Here is a 15,797-nt window from a genome sequence, read left to right as displayed (position 1 = left end):
CGCTCAGATCGTCAGACCGCCGTCGACGACGATGCACTCGCCGTTCGTGTAGCTCGCCGCGTCCGACACGAGATACAGCACCGTGCCGGCCATCTCGCGCGGCTCCGCGTGACGGCGCAGCGGAATCTTCGCCATCCAGGTTTCGTAGATGTCCTTGTCGGCGAACAGCGCGCCCGCGAACTTCGTCTTCGTGAGGCCCGGCAGCAGCGCGTTCACGCGAATGCCGAACGGGCCGCATTCCTTCGCGAACGCCTTCGTCATGTTGACGACCGCGGCCTTCGTGATCGAGTAGATGCCCTGACGGTCGCCCGGCTGCAGCGCGTTCACCGACGCGGTGTTGACGATCGCGCCGCCGCCTTGCGCCTTCATCATCTTGCCGGCCTCGACCGACATGAAGAAGTAGCCGCGAATGTTCACGTCGACGGTCTTTTCATACGCGGCGAGATCGGTATCGAGGATGTGCCCGAAATACGGATTCGCGGCCGCGTTGTTCACGAGGATGTCGAGCCGGCCGTGCTTGCCGCGGATCGTCTCGAAGGTCGCGGCGATGTCCTCCAGCCGCCCGACGTGGCACGCCAGCGCCTCGGCTCGGCCGCCCGCCGCGACGATCGCGTCCGCGACCGCCTGGCAGTCGTCGAGCTTGCGGCTCGACACGATCACGTGCGCGCCCTGCGCCGCGAGCAGCTTCGCGATTTCCTCGCCGATGCCGCGGCTCGCGCCGGTCACCAGCGCGATCTTGCCCGTCAGGTCGAACAGATTCGTTGCCATGTTGCTGTGCTCCTCCATTGATGTTTTTCGTGCCGCCGCGTGGCGATGCCAACGACGTCCGCGATGTCAGCGATGCGCGCCGATCACGTCGACCGCCATTTCGGCCAGCCGGCCGGCCATCGCGCCCACGCGCAGCGCCTGCTCGCTCGACGCATTGCCCTGCAACGCGCGCGCCTTCACGCCCTGCGCGATCGCCGCGAGCCGGAAGAAACTGAACGCGAGATAGAAATGCCAGTCGCGGATCGGCGCGATCCCGCGCAGTTCGCAGTAGCGCGCGACGATCGCCGCTTCGTCGGGAATGCCGAGTTCGGCACGATCCTGGCCCGCGAGCCCGCGCACCTGACCGCCCGACGGCAGGCGCAGGCACATGCAGAAATACGCGAGATCGGCGAGCGGGTTGCCGAGCGTCGACAGTTCCCAGTCGAGCACGGCCTGCACGCGATAGTCGTCGCGCGCGAACATCAGGTTGTCGATCCGGAAATCGCCGTGCACCAGCGCGGGCCGGCCGGTGTCCTCGGGGCAGGCCTTCGGCAGCCAGTCGATCAGCGTCTCCATCGCGTCGAGGCGCTCCGTTTCCGCCGCGCGATACTGCTTCGTCCACACGCCGATCTGCCGCTCGAAGTAGTTGCCGGGGCGACCGTAGTCGGCGAGGCCCACCGCGTCGACGTCCACGTCGTGCAGCGCGGCCAGCGTACGCAGCAGCGCGTCGTAGCAGATCGCACGATCGGCCTTCGGCAACTCCGGCAGCGCCGGATCCCAGAAGATCCGGCCGTCCTCGAAGCTCATTACGTAGAAGAGGCTGCCGATCACGTCGCGGTCTTCGCAGAGGTGATATGGGTGCGCGACCGGCACCGCGGTCCTCGACAGCGCGCTCAGCACGCGGAATTCGCGATCGACCGCATGCGCGGATTTCAGCAGCTCGCCGGGCGGCTGGCGGCGCAGCACGTAGCGGCCGCTCTTCGCGTGCAGCAGGAAGGTCGGGTTCGACTGGCCGCCGGCAAACTTCTCCATGTCGAGCGGGCCTTCGAAACCCGGCACGTGCGCTTCCAGATAGCGCGTGAGGCGAGCTACGTCGAGGGGCTGGGAAGGGTTCGTCATCGTCGCGATCGTTCGTGGGGTCAGCCGTAGGTTCGCCACGCATGTCGTTCGGAATCCTCTAAATGTGGAATGCCGTTGAACGACGCGAGGTGGAACGCCTCGGCGTTGAAGAAAAACTGCGAAAGACTGCTGTTGCGGATCTGCAGGTTCAGCGCGATCGCGCTCGACGCCGGTGCGGCGAGCACCTGCTGCACGGTCACCGCGATCGGGCCGCCGGAACTCACCGCGAGCACGCGCTGGCTGCCGCCCTGGCGGATCGCGGCGCGGGCGTCGGCGACGCGTTGCTGGAAATGCGCCCAGGTTTCGGGCGCGGTGTCGCCGAGCTTGTCGTCGGCCCACAGGTGCAACACCTGCCGCAGCGCGCGAAAGTATTCCTTCATCGAGCCGGCCGCGAGCCGCGCGATCTCCGGATAGTCGTTCGCCGCCGCCGCGAACAGCCCGTGGAAGTCGTATTCGTTCAGGCCGGGATGGCGGTCGACCGGCGCACCGTCGCGGCCCATCCCGCGCAGGATCGCGGCGACCGTCTGCGCATGCCGGTTCATCGTGCCGCAGATCACGCGGTCGAACGTCAGGCCCTGCCGCGCGAAATACTCGCCAAGCCAGACGCCCTGCTGGTCGCCGGCCGCGGACAGCCGGTCGTAATCGTCCGTGCCGAACGACGCCTGCCCGTGCCGCACCAGAAAAAGTTCAGCCATTGCATGCCCGCCTGAGGGGGAAACCGATGGATCAGCATAGCGACCGGGTTTGCATTTTTGAAATTTATTTTCTGAATCGGACGGTATTCATTGCATGAATTCACGGTATTCAAACAGCGCGCTGTCACCGGCTCGCGCCGACGGCCGTGCCTGGCGGCACGGGAATTGCGCTCGCAGGCACCGTTATGTCGAACAAGTTCAGGAGGGGTGCGATGCTCGGTACAATCCTTATCATCGTTCTGATTCTGCTGTTGATCGGAGCATTTCCTGCATGGCCGCACAGTCGAAGCTGGGGTTACTGGCCATCGAGCTCCCTCGGGCTGATCGTCGTCATCGTCGTGATACTGGTGCTGCTGGGCCACATTTGAGTGTGATGGCGCGTGCCGGTTGAACGGGCACGCGTCGTTCGATCGCGCTGCCGTGGCTTCTTTACAAAAGCCGGCGAGGAATGCCAACCGGGCATCGGCGGCTCCTCAACCGGCCGACATTCGACGGCGAAATCCTTCACCGCATATTGCGCACGCAGCGGCCTGCGCGTTGTGCATGCGGCCGCCTCGCGCCGCGCACCTGCGGCCCGCACCGCCATCGACCGACACATTTTGTGCATCGCACGACGGATCCTGAGCAAAAAGTATCGATCCGGCTTTTCTTTTGATGTGGTAAAAAAACGGGCCCTCCTGACGGGAGAGCCCGCTTCCACACCGGGCAGCAGAACGATCAGTCGTCGTCGCGGCTCGCCACCTTCTGCATCACGCCCCTGAGCTTCGGATACGGCTGCGCGCCCATCATCCCTTTCCACAGCACGCGGTTGAACTGATCCGCCGGCACCTCGTCGGCATCGTCGAAGTCGAACTTCGCCGTGACCTTCGCCCAGTACGCCGCGTCATGCTTCGGCGTGACGTCCGGCCCCGCCGCGTATTGCAGCAAGTTCTCGCCCGCTCCTTCGGCCAGCCGCAACCCGGTGCCCTTCAGCGCCGTCGACGCGACGGCCGTGTAAGTCCACGACGCGGGGCCGTGCACGTCGAACACGTCGGTCATCGGCCGCTGGTAGGCGGTGTTCAGGTTCATGTGCTGCGTGCCGAGCACGTCCTCGATGGTGCGCAGCGCATTGACCTGGCTGTAGCGCGTCCGGATCACCGCACCCTGCTTCACGTACGGCCCGACGATATACGCGGGCCCGCGATGCGAATCCACGTGGTCGGGGCCGTCCTGCACGTCGTCCTCGGTCACGACGATCAGCGTGTCGTTCGCATACGGACTCTTCGCGACGGCCTCGACCAGCCGGCCAACCGCCAGATCGTTGTCCGCCTGCTGCGTCTCCGGCGTGTTCGCGCCGGCGAACGCCGTGCCGAACGCCCCCATGTGATCGTGCGACAGGCGCACCAGCGACAGCGTCGGCAGGTTGCCGCTCGCGACGTACTGGTCGAACTCGCGTTTCCACTCGTTGAGGCGCCATTGGTCCGGATACGTCTGGTCGAAACCGCGGAAATACACGTCGGTCATCGACGCCAGCCGCGGATCGAGCGCGGCGACCTGGACGACGCCGGCCGCGCGCGGATCGACGATCGGGTTCGCCGCCGTGCCGATGCTGCCGATGTTGTTCACGAGGAAGCCGTAGTTGCGGACGGTGCCGCCGCCGGCGAGCACCGCGTCGAAGATGTAGCCGCGCTGGCGGCCGAACGGCGCATCGGACGACGCATGGTTGCCGGTGCCGGGCAACAGGTTCGCCGCGCCGCCCGGCAGGCTGGCGGCCGCGTTGCTGTAGTTCGTGGTGCCGGCCGGCCCGGCCGCCGCATCGCGTTGCTGCACCGACTCCCAATTGACCGGCACGTTGCGGTTCATGCCCTCGCTCTCGTACGACAGGCCGCGATTGACCGCCGCGTAGTTGATCTGCTGAGTGATCGTCTCCGTGTTGGTGACGCGCCCCTGCAGCGCCCACGACCAGCCGTCCATGCTGCCGTCGCCCGGGTTCATGAAGTTGTCGAGCGTCACGAACTGGCTCGCCAGACGATGGAAGTTCGGCGTGATGTTGCGGCCGAACTGGGCCAGCTTCGGATCGCCGTTGGCGCCGTTGCCGATGTCGCCGAGCACCTGGTCGAACGTGCGGTTTTCCTTGACGACGTAGATCACGTGCTTGATGTGACGGCGCAGGAAGCCCATCACTTCGTTGTCCCTGTCGTTGTCGTCCGGGCGATAGAAGTTGTTGCGCGCGGCCTGCTGCGTCAGCGTTGGCAACTCGTTGGCGGCCGGCACCGGCGCGCTCACGAGCGACGCGCGCTCGAGCTGGAACTGGTATTCGTTCGATGCGCGCGACGCGGCGGCCTCCGCGGGGGTCGCGCCGAACAGATGGCCGGGGTTCGGGCCGGTCGTGCTCTTGCCGTTCACCACGTACATCCACGTGCCGTCGGCGCTGAACGTCACGTCGTGCGGCTCGAACGCGGTCGGAATCAGGCCGGTGACGCGATACGCGCGCTCGCCGACGAGCGGGATGACGGCGATTTCGTTCGCGCCGGCGTTGGTCGCATAAAGCGTGCGGCCATCGCGCGACAGCGTGACCGCATACGTCGCCGCGCCCGTATGCGCCTGGCCGTGCGCGAGCACGCCCGCCGGCGCGCGTGCGTCGATCCGGGTCACGATCGCGTTGGCGTTCGTGTCGATCACCGCGACCTGGTCTGCATTGTCCTGCGCGACGAACAGCCGCGATTGCGACGCGTCGAGCGTCATGCCGAGCGCGTTGCCGTCCAGCTTGATGCGCTTGACCAGCCGGCCTCGAGACGGCGACGACACGTCGATCGCGACGATCTCGCGATCGCGATCCGACGACACGTACGCGATGCCGTTGCCCTTCATCACGACCGCGAACGGGAACGTGCCGCCGGCGTCGCCGCTGCGACCTTCGTTGCCGGAGAAGAACGGACGCAGGTCGTGCTCGTAACGCACGTTGTTGGTCGCGGTGTCGATCACGCTGATCGAATCGTTGTAGTTGTTCGCGACGACGAGCGTCTTGCCGTCGGCCGACAACGCGAGCCCGGCCGCGTTCGGCTGCACGCGGATGCCGACGCCCTTGCCCGCATGGCCGAGCGCGATCGTCGTCGACAGCGCCCACGCGCCGCCCTGCTGCGCATAGACGTAGACCGCATCGTCGCTGCCGCCGGTCGCATAGAGCTTGCTGCCGTCATGCGAAAACGCCAGGCCGACGAACGCATTGGTCTGCTGAAGCACCTGCCTGAGCATCGGGCGCGTCTTGTTCGCGCCAGCGACGTCGTACAGGAAGATGAATTGCGTCGAGGCCGCGGTGTCGACCGACCCGTCCGGTTTGTACAGCGAGTTCTGGCCGGCGGTGATGATCGCCAGCGTCTTGCCGTCCGGGCTCAATTGCGAGCGCACCGCTTCCCCCGCGACGAAATGCGGATAGGCCGGCAACCCCGGATTCAGGAATTGCTGGACCGCGCCGCGCACGGCGAGCGGCGTGACGAACTGACCGCTCGGCACGCGGGTGGCGTCGGCGGTGTTGAAACCTTCCGCATGCGCGTGCGACGCAAGCAGCACGGCCGACATGACGGCTCCGAGTCGGAGCGCGCGCTTGACCTGGCTATTTCTCATAGGAATCCTCTATACCTGTGGGGGCGATTACCGTTTGACGTGTTCGGCATGATCCTGGCCTCGTCTGCCCGTGCCGCGCGGTGGCGAGGGCCTGTGCCAATCGATCGAGTGCGTTGCGTCGGCGATCGCCGACGTGCCGGCATTACATCGCCGCCCAATGTCAAGCGGATGACCGGCTCCGTTGCGGGCCGGCTTATTACACATGGTTACAGCGAAGGCGTTTCGATGACAGCCATCGCGGTGTCATCGTCACGTTCGATGCGTCGCCGTCACGGCGTCCACCGATAAACGGTGATGCTGTTTCCCTTCACGTTGTTCTTCGTCACCACGTATTCGCCGTTCGAGCGGCGATACGCGCGCACGCTGTACATCGCGTCGATCGCGCTGCTGGTATCCACGGTCGCGGGGCTCGCGTTGACGAGCGTCGTGTCGAGATTGCCGGTGTCGAGGTTGAACGCGTCGATGTTCGGCCACAGCGGCCCGCTGCTGCTGAACCAGTAGCCGACGAACAGGTGGTTGCCGGCCGCGTCGATCGACTTCGCGCCGCTGTGCGGCAGCGTGATCACCGGATTCGGCTTCGTCGTGTTGCCGGCGCGCCAGCCGTGATACACCTCGATGCGCGTGCCGATCGACGTCCAGTCGGTACTCCCGATCACACCCTGCGCGAGCACCATTGTGTCGCTGTCGGCGAGATAGACGATGCGCGTCAGCGGCTGGATGCTGGCCGGCACCGGCGTCGGCACGCCCGGCCCCCACGAAGGCTTGCCGCTCGCATCGAAACCGGTCAGCGGATAGTGATAAATAGCGCCGGTCTTGTCGAGGCCGGCCCAGACGCCGCCCTTGCCGTCGAGGCTGAAGCCGGCCGACACGCGCCGGGTCGTGTTGAACGCGGGCCCGGGGATCGACCCGTCGGGAATCGCGACGTAGCCATTGGCCGTGTTGAAGTGGAAGAAGTAGTAAACCGGCGGATTCTGCCCTGCCGCGACGAGGATGCGGTTCGCGCCGACCGACGTCAGCAGCCCGAAATGCTCGTCGCGCTGCGTGTCGCTCATGTTGATGCGCGGGTCCGACGGATACGCGAACGGATCGACGGTGTTCGCGACGAAGGTGCCGCCCGCGGTGCCGCCGTAGACGTGGGTGCCGCTGTAGAACAGCGCGCCGTCGGTGACCGGATCCGGTGCGGCGATGCCTTCGAAGTTGAGCGACTGCAGCGTCCACCGCATGCTGCCGGCGCTGCTGTACGCGTGAATGTCGGTCGCGCCGTTGCGGCCGAGGTCCCAGCTGCCGCCCCACGGGTTGTTGAGCACGTACATGTTGCCGGCCGTGTCCTCGCCGATGCCGGCGATGCGGGTGAAGCGCTTCGCGCCGACCTGGCCCTTGATGCCCGTCGTCGTGTCGAGATAGCCGCCGGGCACGCCGAACGTGCCGGCCAGCGCGGGCCGGCCCGAGACGGCATAGCGCTTGATGTTCATGTCGGGCCCTTCGTCGCCGACCATCAGCTGCCCCGCCGCCGCGTCGAAATAAAGCGCCGACGGCTGCGCCCCGGCGGCGAGCCGGATCGTGTTCAGCGGCGCGCCGGTCGGACTGAATTCGACGACCGAACCCGCGCTCTTCTGCGCGACCCAGATGTTCCCCGCACCGTCGACCGCGAGCGCGCCGGGTGCCGACACGCCGATGTCGCGCTGCCACACGCCGTCGGTCGTGAACACGCGCACGCGATTGCCGTAGAAATCGCTCGCATAGAGCAGCGAGCCGGCCGTGGCGAGCCCGGTGACGACGTCGATACGCGGCTGGTTGGTCGCCGCGGTGACCTGAATCAGCTTGTCGCGGAACCGCGTGGCGCGGTTGTAGCGCCCGACCGCGCCGCTGCCGTATCCGTTGCCGGGCTGCAGCGCGACGAACAGCGACGTCGCATTGCCCGTGATCGCGCTGCCCTGGAATTCCGAGTGCGAGCCGATCGAGCCGGCGCTCTTGCCGTTCTGGTAGATCGCGACGCCGCCCTCGTCCTCGTCCCACATCGACGCCGTGTAGATCACGCCTTCGGGCGCGACCCACATCGCGCGCGCGACGTTGCCGACGTGCGCGGCGAGCGTGCCATAGGTATTCGCGATCCAGTCGGTGGTATTCGCCGCGTTTCCGGCCGGCGCGATCGCGGCGATCGCGGCGGCGAGCAGCACGGCCTGAATTGGTTTTCTGGCAACCATGGCTGATGCTCTCCTGAATGGTGGAGTCATTCACATGAGGGGCAGCCGGATGGTTTTAAAATCGGCAATGCGTAAATACTTCCGCTAAATCACCCGGTGCAGTCGGTATTACATCGCGCGCGCATTCGATAATCGGCAACGCCGAGAATATCGTCATATAAATCGAAAAAAATTGCGGGCTGCTCGCGCAGGCGGGGCGCGCGACTGCGCGAGAGTGAACGATCACTTGCGCGTTCGCGCGTGCTATCGGGGCCGTGCAGCTTTCGATGGCGGGAATATCGCCGCGATGTCGAATGCGGCGTATCGGAAATGGCGGAAGGTTTTTCGGCGAATCGGGAAAATCGCCGGATGCGGGTAAAGACGGGTAAAGGAATGACTGCTGGCGGTTATCGCGCCGGCCCGAATCCATGTGGAATCCGGGCCGGCGCATATCATTTACAGCAGGAAAAGCACGCGGACTACGCCGTCTCCCGTACCTGCACCTGCTTGATCTCGCCGCCGCCGTCCGAATCCGCGTCGTCGCGCGATTCGCCGAGCTGGCCTTCCCACTTCGCGACCACCGCCGCCGCGATCGAATTGCCGACGGCGTTGGTGGCCGAGCGGCCCATGTCCAGGAACATGTCGACGCCCATGATCAACAGCAGCCCGGCTTCCGGCAGATGGAACTGGTTGAGCGTCGCCGCGATCACGACGAGCGACGCGCGCGGCACGCCCGCCATCCCCTTCGACGTCACCATCAGCATCAACAGCATCGTGATCTGCGTGGCGAGCGGCAGGTCGATCCCGTACACCTGCGAGATGAACAGCACCGCGAACGTGCAGTACATCATCGAGCCGTCGAGGTTGAACGAGTAACCGATCGGCAGCACGAAGCTCGAAATCTTGCGATTCACGCCGAACCGGTCGAGCGCGTCGAGCAGCTTCGGATACGCGGCTTCGGAACTCGCCGTCGCGAACGACAGCAGGAACGGCTCGCGAATCAGGCGGATCAGCGTGAACGCGCGCTTGCCGAGGAACGCCACGCCGGCGAGCGTCAGCACGCCCCACAGCAGCGCGAGCGCCAGGTAGAAGCTCGCCATGAACTTCGCGAACGTGAGCAGGATGCCGAGCCCTTCCGTCGTGATCGTCGACGCCAGCGCGGCAAACACGGCGACCGGCGCGAACCACATCACCGCGCCCGTCACCTTCAGCATGACCTGCGCGAGATCGTCGATCACGCCGGTCAGGCGCTTGCCGGCGTCGCCGAGCGCGGACAGCGCGGTGCCGAAGAAAATCGAGAACACGACGATCTGCAGGATCTCGTTGTTCGCCATCGCCTCGGCGATCGATTTCGGCACCAGGTGGACGATGAAGTCCTTCAGCGTGAATGCGCCCGTCTTCAGGTTCAGCGCCGCGTCGGCGGCAGGCAACGGCAGGCTCAGGTGGCTGCCCGGCTTCAGGATCGTCGCGGTCACGAGGCCGAGCAGCAGCGACGTGAACGACGCGATGATGAACCAGCCGAACGCCTTCACGCCCACGCGGCCGACCGAGCCGCTGTCGCCCATCTGCGCGATGCCGACCGTCAGCGTCGCGAACACCAGCGGCGCGATGATCATCTTGATCAGCCGCAGGAACACGTCGGACAGCAGCGACACGTAGCCGGCGACTTCCTTGGCCATTTTCGGGTCGGGAAACGCGCTATGACAGGCGTAGCCCACGGCAATGCCAAGCACCATCGCGATGACGATGTACTTGGTGATGTTGTGCTTCTTCTTCATTAGCAATCCAAATTACAGAACTTGTGTTTCCAACGGCAGGGAGATCGCCGGCATCGAAATGAGAGCGGTGGTTCGCGCGCACGGCGCGCCGCTTCGGGTGCCGGTGCCCGTCCGTGGACATGGCCACGGCGAACAGGGGGGGCATTCTATCGCAAACGCCGGACAATCTTTCAAATCTGAAAGCAGCAGGCGGTGCGCGGCGTGGGAAAGGCGGTGAGGCGGGCCCTCGCCGGTCGGCGCCAGAGACGGGCGGACCGCGACGGCGGGTGCGTTCTTCGGGCACCGTCGTGCCCGGCCGTCAGCCCGGCCTTGCGCCGAACGTCGGCAGACCCGGCCGGCGCCGCGTCACGCGCGCGAGGCGCCGGGTCGCGGCATGAACCGGCACAGACATAGCGGCACGACGACCAGCGCCGCGCCCGCGAGAAACGTGGTCGACGCGCCGAAATGCGTCCACAGCGCGCCGGCGATGGTGCTCGCGAGCAGCATGCAGATGCCGCTCACCAGGTTGAATACGCCGAACGCGGTGCCGCGCAGCGTGGCCGGCGAGGTTTCCGACACCATCGCGGCGAGGATGCCCTGCGTGAAGCCCATGTGCAGCCCCCACACGGCCACGCCGGCGAACATCGAGAGCGTCGACGTGCCGATGCCGAGCAGCAGGTCGGCCGCGATCAGCAACACCATGCCGGCCGCGAGCAGCACGCGGCGATCGAGCCGGTCCGACACGATGCCGGCCGGCCAGGCCGACAGCGAATAGGTCACGCTCATCGCGACCATCACGGCCGGAATCCACGCCGCGTCGAGCCCCGTCTGCTGCGCACGCAGCACCAGGAACGCCTCGCTGAAGCGCGCGAGCGTAAACGTCGCGCCGGCAGCGACGACGAACCAGTAGCTGCGTGGAAACTCGCGCAGGGCATTCCAGCGCAGCGGCGAGCGAAAGCGCCGGTCCGGTTTCGACTGCTCGGGCTCCCGCACGCCGAAGACGATCAATGCGATCGCGACGAAAGCCGGCACCACGGCAAACCACAGCACGGTCCGGATGCGGTCGCCGAACCACAGCATCAGCACGATCGCGAGCATCGGCCCGAAAATCGCGCCCACGGTATCCATCGACTGACGCAGGCCGAAGCACGCGCCGCGGATTTCGGGCGGCGCGATGTCGGCCACCAGCGCGTCGCGCGGCGCGCCGCGAATCCCCTTGCCGACGCGGTCGAGCAGACGGGCCGCCACGACGACGGCCGGCGTGGACGCCAGCGGAAACAACGGCTTGGTCAGCGCCGCGAGCCCGTAGCCGACCAGCAGCAGCCCCTTGCGGCGCCCGAGCCAGTCGCTGATCGCACCGGAGAACACCTTGACGATCATCGCCGTCGCTTCGGCCGCCCCTTCGAGGACACCGAGCGCGGCGACGCTCATGCCCATCGTCGACACCAGGTAGATCGGCAACAACGCATGGATCAGCTCGGACGACAGGTCCATGAAGAGACTCACGAGGCCCAGGGCCCACACGGTCCGTGGAATCGCAGGTCTGCGGGCAGTCGGTGACGGAGCGCTCATGGTGTCGTGATCAGTCGGTCGTTTCCCGCGTCAGTTTCGCATGCCGCCGCGCGCGGTCGTTCACGATTTGATGACGCCGGTGATCCGTCATCTTCTTCCAGCCGCGCGCTTCATCGCGCGTTCGCAGGCATGCCACGCAGTAGCCGGTGCGGCCGTCGAACGAACACACGTCCACACAGGGGGACTTGACCGCCATGCTTATCGTCCTCGCGTCGCGGGCACGACTTCGACGGTGACGTGCGACAGGTCCTTGAATCGCTGCAGCACGCCGTGATAGAAGCGCGCATCCCGCTCCGGATCGGTCGTCGTCACCGACACCACCGCGCTCATGTGCCCCGGCCCGAGCCGCCACACATGCAGGTCGCCGACGCGGTCGCCGGTGCCTTCGATCGCGCCGCGCACCTTGTCCGCCAGACGGCGATCCGAACTCATGTCGAGCAGGATGCCGCCCGTGTCGCGCATCAGGCCATACGACCAGTTCGCGATCACCAGCGCGCCGATGATGCCGGCCAGCGAATCCATCCACACCCAGCCGAACGCACGCGCGAGCAGCAGCCCGACGATCGTCAGCACGGAAACCGCGGCATCGGCGATCACGTGGATGTAGGCGGAGCGGATGTTGTGATCGCGCGCCGCCGCCGCAGACGCGCCATGATCGTGCTCCTCGAACGCCAGTTCGTGTTCGCGGCCGTTCAAGCGCACGATCGCCTTGAATTCATGCGGTTCGGGAATGGCTTCGGTCGACTCCAGATACCCATCGCGGCTTTGCATCGCGAACACCTGACGTGTGCCGTCCGGGCGGATCGTCGTCACCGACACGGCGCCCGCATCGACGAGCGTCGTCTCGTGCGTCGCAGGCGCGACGCGGAAAACCGGCGGGACGCCCGCCTCGAACACCGACACGACGAATGCGCCCTGCTGGTCGAAGATCCGGTGCGCTTCCTCTTTGTGACCGTGGTCGTGATCGTCGTGATCGCCATGGTCGTGCCCGTGGTGATGACCATGGCCATGACCGTGGCTATGGCCATGATGATCGCCGCTCAACAGCCAGACGCTCGCGATGTTGACGAGCAAGCCGGCCACCGCGATCGGAATCGCCTCGCCGAAATGGATCGGGACCGGGGCGAGCAGACGCGCGACCGCTTCGTACCCGATCAGCAGCGCGATCATCGCGAGCACGATCGCGCTCGTGAAACCGGCGAGGTCGCCGAGCTTGCCCGTGCCGAACACGAAGCGCGGATCGTTCGCGTGCTTGCGCGCATAGGTATAGGCGAACGCGGCGATCAGCATCGCGCCCGCGTGCGTCGACATGTGCAGGCCGTCCGCGATCAGCGCCAGCGAGCCGAACAGCGACCCGCCGACGATCTCGGCCACCATCATCGCCGCGCACAGCGCGATGACCGTCCAGGTCCTGCGTTCGTTCTGCTCGTGCGCCGCGCCGAGAAAAATGTGGTCGTGCCCTGCGCCGAAGGCGTCATCGCTGAAATTGCTCATTGCGCCTCCGTTTATTTGAAGTAGCTGTGTACGACTTCGATCAGCTGCTCGGTCGCGCTGCCTTCTTCGTCGTGCCCTTCGGCGTCGACCAGATGGCTGCGGATGTGATCCTCGAGCACGACCGCGAGCAGGCCGTTCATCGCGCCGCGGCCGCTCGTGATGAGGCGGAGGATTTCGTTGCAACCGCGCTCGTCCTCCAGCGCGCGTTCGATCGCTTCGACCTGTCCCTTGATGCGGCGGACACGGTTCAGCAGCTTCTGCTTGTCCTTGATGGTGTGGCTCATGGTAGTCCCTTCATATAGCGGGGGGGACTATACCTCAAATCGCCTTTCCATATAGGGGGGAGGGGTATAGATCCGGCTAACGCAAGACGGGGGGGCGACATCACATGACGATCGCGCGAAGTATTTTTGTAGTAATCGCAACTTTCATGTAGATTTATCTACATGAACACAATCACTACCTGGTCGCTCCTCGTTCTGACCCTTCCGACTGAAAACGCGACGGCCCGCATGCGGTTCTGGCGCGCGTTGAAGGCAAAGGGCTGTGCGGTATTGCGCGACGGCATCTACCTGCTGCCGTACACCGAAGAACATGAGGGGACGCTGCGCGACCTCGCGGGGTCGATCGCCGAAAGCGGCGGCACGGCTCACCTGTTACGCGCGCCGAGCCTGGATGCGCAGCAGGAACTGGAATTCCGCGCGCTCTTCGATCGCGGAGAGGATGACGCCGCCTTTATCCAGGCCCTTGCGGACGCCCGCAAGACCCTCGCCGGCCAGTCGGCCACGGAATTGACACGTTTGCTGCGGCGCATGCGCAAGGATTTCGACGCCATCCGCGCGATCGACTATTTCCCGGGCGATTCGGCCACCCGCGCCGAAGTCGCGCTGCAGGATTTCGCCGCGCTGGTCGACACCGTGCTGTCGCCAGGTGAGCCGCACGCCGCGGACCGCGCGATCCGCCCGCTGGTGGTCGACGAGTATCAGGGCCGCACCTGGGCGACGCGGCAGCGGATGTGGGTCGATCGCGTCGCCAGCGCGTGGCTGATCCGCCGCTTCATCGACGCACGCGCCCGCTTCATCTGGCTCGCATCGCCGGCGGATTGTCCCGCTGACGCGCTGGGCTTCGATTTCGACGGGGCGACGTTCACGCATGTCGGCGAGCGCGTGACGTTCGAGGTGCTGCTGGCCAGTTTCGGCCTCGACAAAAGCCCTGCGCTCGCGCGGCTCGCCGAGATCGTGCACGCACTCGACGTGGGTGGCCCCGCGGCGCCCGAGGCGATCGGCTTCGAAGCCGTGATGGCCGGCACGCGCCAGCGCACGGAGAACGACGATCAATTGCTCGAGCAGATGAGCGCCGTGCTAGACGCCCTGCACGCGCACTTCTCGTCGAGCGGAAAGAACGAAACCGGAGCCAGGTCATGACCACTGCCATCGCCACGACCGAACCGACCTACTCTCTCGGCGAACTGGTCGCCTACATGTTGCGTCTCGGCACGTTCGGCTTCGGCGGGCCGGTTGCGCTTGCGGGCTACATGCGTCGCGACCTGGTCGAGCGCCGCGGCTGGATCACGGAGGCCGACTACAAGGAAGGGCTCACGCTGGCCCAGCTCGCACCGGGGCCGATGGCGGCCCAGCTCGCGATTTATCTCGGCTTCGTTCACTACCGCATTCTCGGTGCGACACTCGTCGGCTTCGCGTTCGTGCTGCCGTCGTTTCTGATGGTGCTCGCGCTCGGGTTCGCGTACGCGCATTTCGGCGGGCTGTCCTGGATGCAGGCCGTCTTCTATGGCGTCGGCGCCGCGGTGGTCGGCATCATCGCGATGAGCGCCTACAAGCTCACGACGAAAACCGTCGGCCACGACAAGCTGCTCTGGGCAATCTTCGTGACGCTCGCCGCCGTGACCTTCATCACCGAATCGGAAATCGCGTGGCTGTTCCTCGTCGCGGGCCTGGTCGGCTGGCTGTGGCGCGCTCCGCCCAAGTGGCTGCACCGGGGCGGACTGAATGCGGTTGCCGCGGCCAACCTGCCGGCCGCCAGCGGAATACTGAGCGGCATCGATCTGCCGCAGCTCGTTCAGATCGGCGCGTTCTTCACGAAGGCAGGCGCGTTCGTGTTCGGCTCCGGGCTTGCGATCGTGCCGTTCCTCTACGGCGGCGTCGTCACCGAACATCACTGGCTCAACGACAAGCAGTTCGTCGATGCGGTCGCGGTCGCGATGATCACGCCCGGTCCCGTCGTGATCACCGTCGGCTTCATCGGGTATCTCGTGGCGGGCTTGCCCGGCGCATGCGTCGCGGCGCTCGGCACGTTCCTGCCCTGCTATCTGTTCACCGTCATTCCCGCGCCGTACGTGAAGAAGTACGGGCACCGCCCGGACGTCAAGGCGTTCGTGGACGGAATCACCGCCGCGGCCGTCGGGGCGATCACGGGCTCCGTCCTCGTCATCGCGAAACGCTCGATCGTCGACCTGCCGACCGCACTGCTCGCCGTCGGTACCGTGCTGCTGCTGTGGCGTTTCAAGAAGTTGCAGGAGCCGGTCATCGTCACGGCTGCCGCGCTCATCGGGCTGGTGGCCTACCCGCTGCTCCATCATTGAGCCTCGCTGCGGGGAGGTGGCCATGGCT

At 66.1% G+C, this 15,797-nt stretch carries 14 protein-coding genes; 3 read left to right on the top strand and 11 right to left on the bottom strand.

Annotated features, from left to right (window positions below):
• Positions 1-3: 3 nt before the first annotated feature.
• The 3 genes from WS45_RS05805 to WS45_RS05795 form a co-directional block, all read right to left on the bottom strand.
• Complete coding sequence (locus tag WS45_RS05805) at positions 4-768, bottom strand: SDR family oxidoreductase (protein ID WP_059692730.1); 765 nt, start codon at positions 766-768, stop codon at positions 4-6.
• 66 nt (positions 769-834) lie between these two features.
• A complete protein-coding gene (locus WS45_RS05800; protein WP_059698718.1) occupies positions 835-1,866 on the bottom strand; it encodes a phosphotransferase in 1,032 nt (343 codons plus the stop codon).
• 20 nt (positions 1,867-1,886) lie between these two features.
• Positions 1,887-2,561 carry a histidine phosphatase family protein gene (locus WS45_RS05795; RefSeq protein WP_059698716.1) on the bottom strand — a complete coding sequence of 225 codons (675 nt, stop codon included), beginning with the start codon at positions 2,559-2,561 and terminating at the stop codon, positions 1,887-1,889.
• A gap of 212 nt (positions 2,562-2,773) precedes the next feature.
• On the opposite strand from WS45_RS05795, the gene WS45_RS05790 reads away from it, so the two are divergent.
• A complete protein-coding gene (locus tag WS45_RS05790) occupies positions 2,774-2,929 on the top strand; it encodes a DUF3309 family protein (RefSeq protein ID WP_082721856.1) in 156 nt (51 codons plus the stop codon).
• A gap of 349 nt (positions 2,930-3,278) precedes the next feature.
• On the opposite strand, the gene WS45_RS05785 is transcribed toward WS45_RS05790, so the two are convergent.
• From WS45_RS05785 to WS45_RS05755, 8 genes are all read right to left on the bottom strand, one after another.
• Positions 3,279-6,164, bottom strand: coding sequence for a bifunctional YncE family protein/alkaline phosphatase family protein (locus WS45_RS05785; protein ID WP_059698714.1), 2,886 nt, complete (start codon positions 6,162-6,164; stop codon positions 3,279-3,281).
• A gap of 269 nt (positions 6,165-6,433) precedes the next feature.
• On the bottom strand, positions 6,434-8,368 hold the full coding sequence (locus WS45_RS05780) for a hypothetical protein (RefSeq protein WP_059698712.1): 1,935 nt from the start codon (positions 8,366-8,368) through the stop codon (positions 6,434-6,436).
• Positions 8,369-8,423: 55 nt separating this feature from the next.
• Positions 8,424-8,777, bottom strand: a complete 354-nt coding sequence (locus WS45_RS34760; protein WP_156437047.1) for a hypothetical protein — start codon at positions 8,775-8,777, stop codon at positions 8,424-8,426.
• A 49-nt stretch (positions 8,778-8,826) separates the two neighbouring features.
• Complete coding sequence (locus tag WS45_RS05775; RefSeq protein ID WP_059698710.1) at positions 8,827-10,125, bottom strand: dicarboxylate/amino acid:cation symporter; 1,299 nt, start codon at positions 10,123-10,125, stop codon at positions 8,827-8,829.
• Positions 10,126-10,470: 345 nt separating this feature from the next.
• Positions 10,471-11,676 (bottom strand): MFS transporter, encoded by a 1,206-nt coding sequence (locus WS45_RS05770; protein WP_059698708.1) that lies wholly within the window; start codon positions 11,674-11,676, stop codon positions 10,471-10,473.
• Positions 11,677-11,686: 10 nt separating this feature from the next.
• A complete protein-coding gene (locus tag WS45_RS05765; protein ID WP_059508013.1) occupies positions 11,687-11,872 on the bottom strand; it encodes a DUF1289 domain-containing protein in 186 nt (61 codons plus the stop codon).
• Positions 11,873-11,874: 2 nt separating this feature from the next.
• The gene (gene dmeF / locus WS45_RS05760; protein ID WP_059698707.1) at positions 11,875-13,170 is read right to left on the bottom strand and encodes a CDF family Co(II)/Ni(II) efflux transporter DmeF; all 1,296 of its coding nucleotides are present in this window, start codon (positions 13,168-13,170) and stop codon (positions 11,875-11,877) included.
• 11 nt (positions 13,171-13,181) lie between these two features.
• Complete coding sequence (locus WS45_RS05755; RefSeq protein WP_059692646.1) at positions 13,182-13,454, bottom strand: metal/formaldehyde-sensitive transcriptional repressor; 273 nt, start codon at positions 13,452-13,454, stop codon at positions 13,182-13,184.
• 162 nt (positions 13,455-13,616) lie between these two features.
• Between WS45_RS05755 and WS45_RS05750 the strand changes: the two genes are divergently transcribed.
• Positions 13,617-14,594 (top strand): chromate resistance protein ChrB domain-containing protein, encoded by a 978-nt coding sequence (locus WS45_RS05750; protein WP_059698705.1) that lies wholly within the window; start codon positions 13,617-13,619, stop codon positions 14,592-14,594.
• Positions 14,591-15,769, top strand: coding sequence for a chromate transporter (locus WS45_RS05745; RefSeq protein ID WP_059533591.1), 1,179 nt, complete (start codon positions 14,591-14,593; stop codon positions 15,767-15,769). Before WS45_RS05750 ends, WS45_RS05745 begins: the two co-directional genes overlap by 4 nt.
• Positions 15,770-15,797: the final 28 nt, after the last annotated feature.

The organism is Burkholderia sp. RF2-non_BP3 (assembly GCF_001522185.1).
Taxonomy (GTDB): domain Bacteria; phylum Pseudomonadota; class Gammaproteobacteria; order Burkholderiales; family Burkholderiaceae; genus Burkholderia; species Burkholderia diffusa.
Note: the sequence above shows the minus strand (reverse complement) of the source record. Positions and strands in the feature narration are given on the sequence as shown.

What these genes read in the sequence shown, in the direction of transcription:
- WS45_RS05775 (WP_059698710.1), bottom strand. Translation starts at nt 10,125, where the DNA reads ATGAAGAAGAAGCACAACATCACCAAGTACATCGTCATCGCGATGGTG.
- WS45_RS05800 (WP_059698718.1), bottom strand. Translation starts at nt 1,866, where the DNA reads ATGACGAACCCTTCCCAGCCCCTCGACGTAGCTCGCCTCACGCGCTAT.
- WS45_RS34760 (WP_156437047.1), bottom strand. Translation starts at nt 8,777, where the DNA reads ATGGATTCGGGCCGGCGCGATAACCGCCAGCAGTCATTCCTTTACCCG.
- WS45_RS05765 (WP_059508013.1), bottom strand. Translation starts at nt 11,872, where the DNA reads ATGGCGGTCAAGTCCCCCTGTGTGGACGTGTGTTCGTTCGACGGCCGC.
- dmeF (WP_059698707.1), bottom strand. Translation starts at nt 13,170, where the DNA reads ATGAGCAATTTCAGCGATGACGCCTTCGGCGCAGGGCACGACCACATT.
- WS45_RS05805 (WP_059692730.1), bottom strand. Translation starts at nt 768, where the DNA reads ATGGCAACGAATCTGTTCGACCTGACGGGCAAGATCGCGCTGGTGACC.
- WS45_RS05755 (WP_059692646.1), bottom strand. Translation starts at nt 13,454, where the DNA reads ATGAGCCACACCATCAAGGACAAGCAGAAGCTGCTGAACCGTGTCCGC.
- WS45_RS05745 (WP_059533591.1), top strand. Translation starts at nt 14,591, where the DNA reads ATGACCACTGCCATCGCCACGACCGAACCGACCTACTCTCTCGGCGAA.
- WS45_RS05790 (WP_082721856.1), top strand. Translation starts at nt 2,774, where the DNA reads ATGCTCGGTACAATCCTTATCATCGTTCTGATTCTGCTGTTGATCGGA.
- WS45_RS05780 (WP_059698712.1), bottom strand. Translation starts at nt 8,368, where the DNA reads ATGGTTGCCAGAAAACCAATTCAGGCCGTGCTGCTCGCCGCCGCGATC.
- WS45_RS05795 (WP_059698716.1), bottom strand. Translation starts at nt 2,561, where the DNA reads ATGGCTGAACTTTTTCTGGTGCGGCACGGGCAGGCGTCGTTCGGCACG.
- WS45_RS05785 (WP_059698714.1), bottom strand. Translation starts at nt 6,164, where the DNA reads ATGAGAAATAGCCAGGTCAAGCGCGCGCTCCGACTCGGAGCCGTCATG.
- WS45_RS05770 (WP_059698708.1), bottom strand. Translation starts at nt 11,676, where the DNA reads ATGAGCGCTCCGTCACCGACTGCCCGCAGACCTGCGATTCCACGGACC.
- WS45_RS05750 (WP_059698705.1), top strand. Translation starts at nt 13,617, where the DNA reads ATGAACACAATCACTACCTGGTCGCTCCTCGTTCTGACCCTTCCGACT.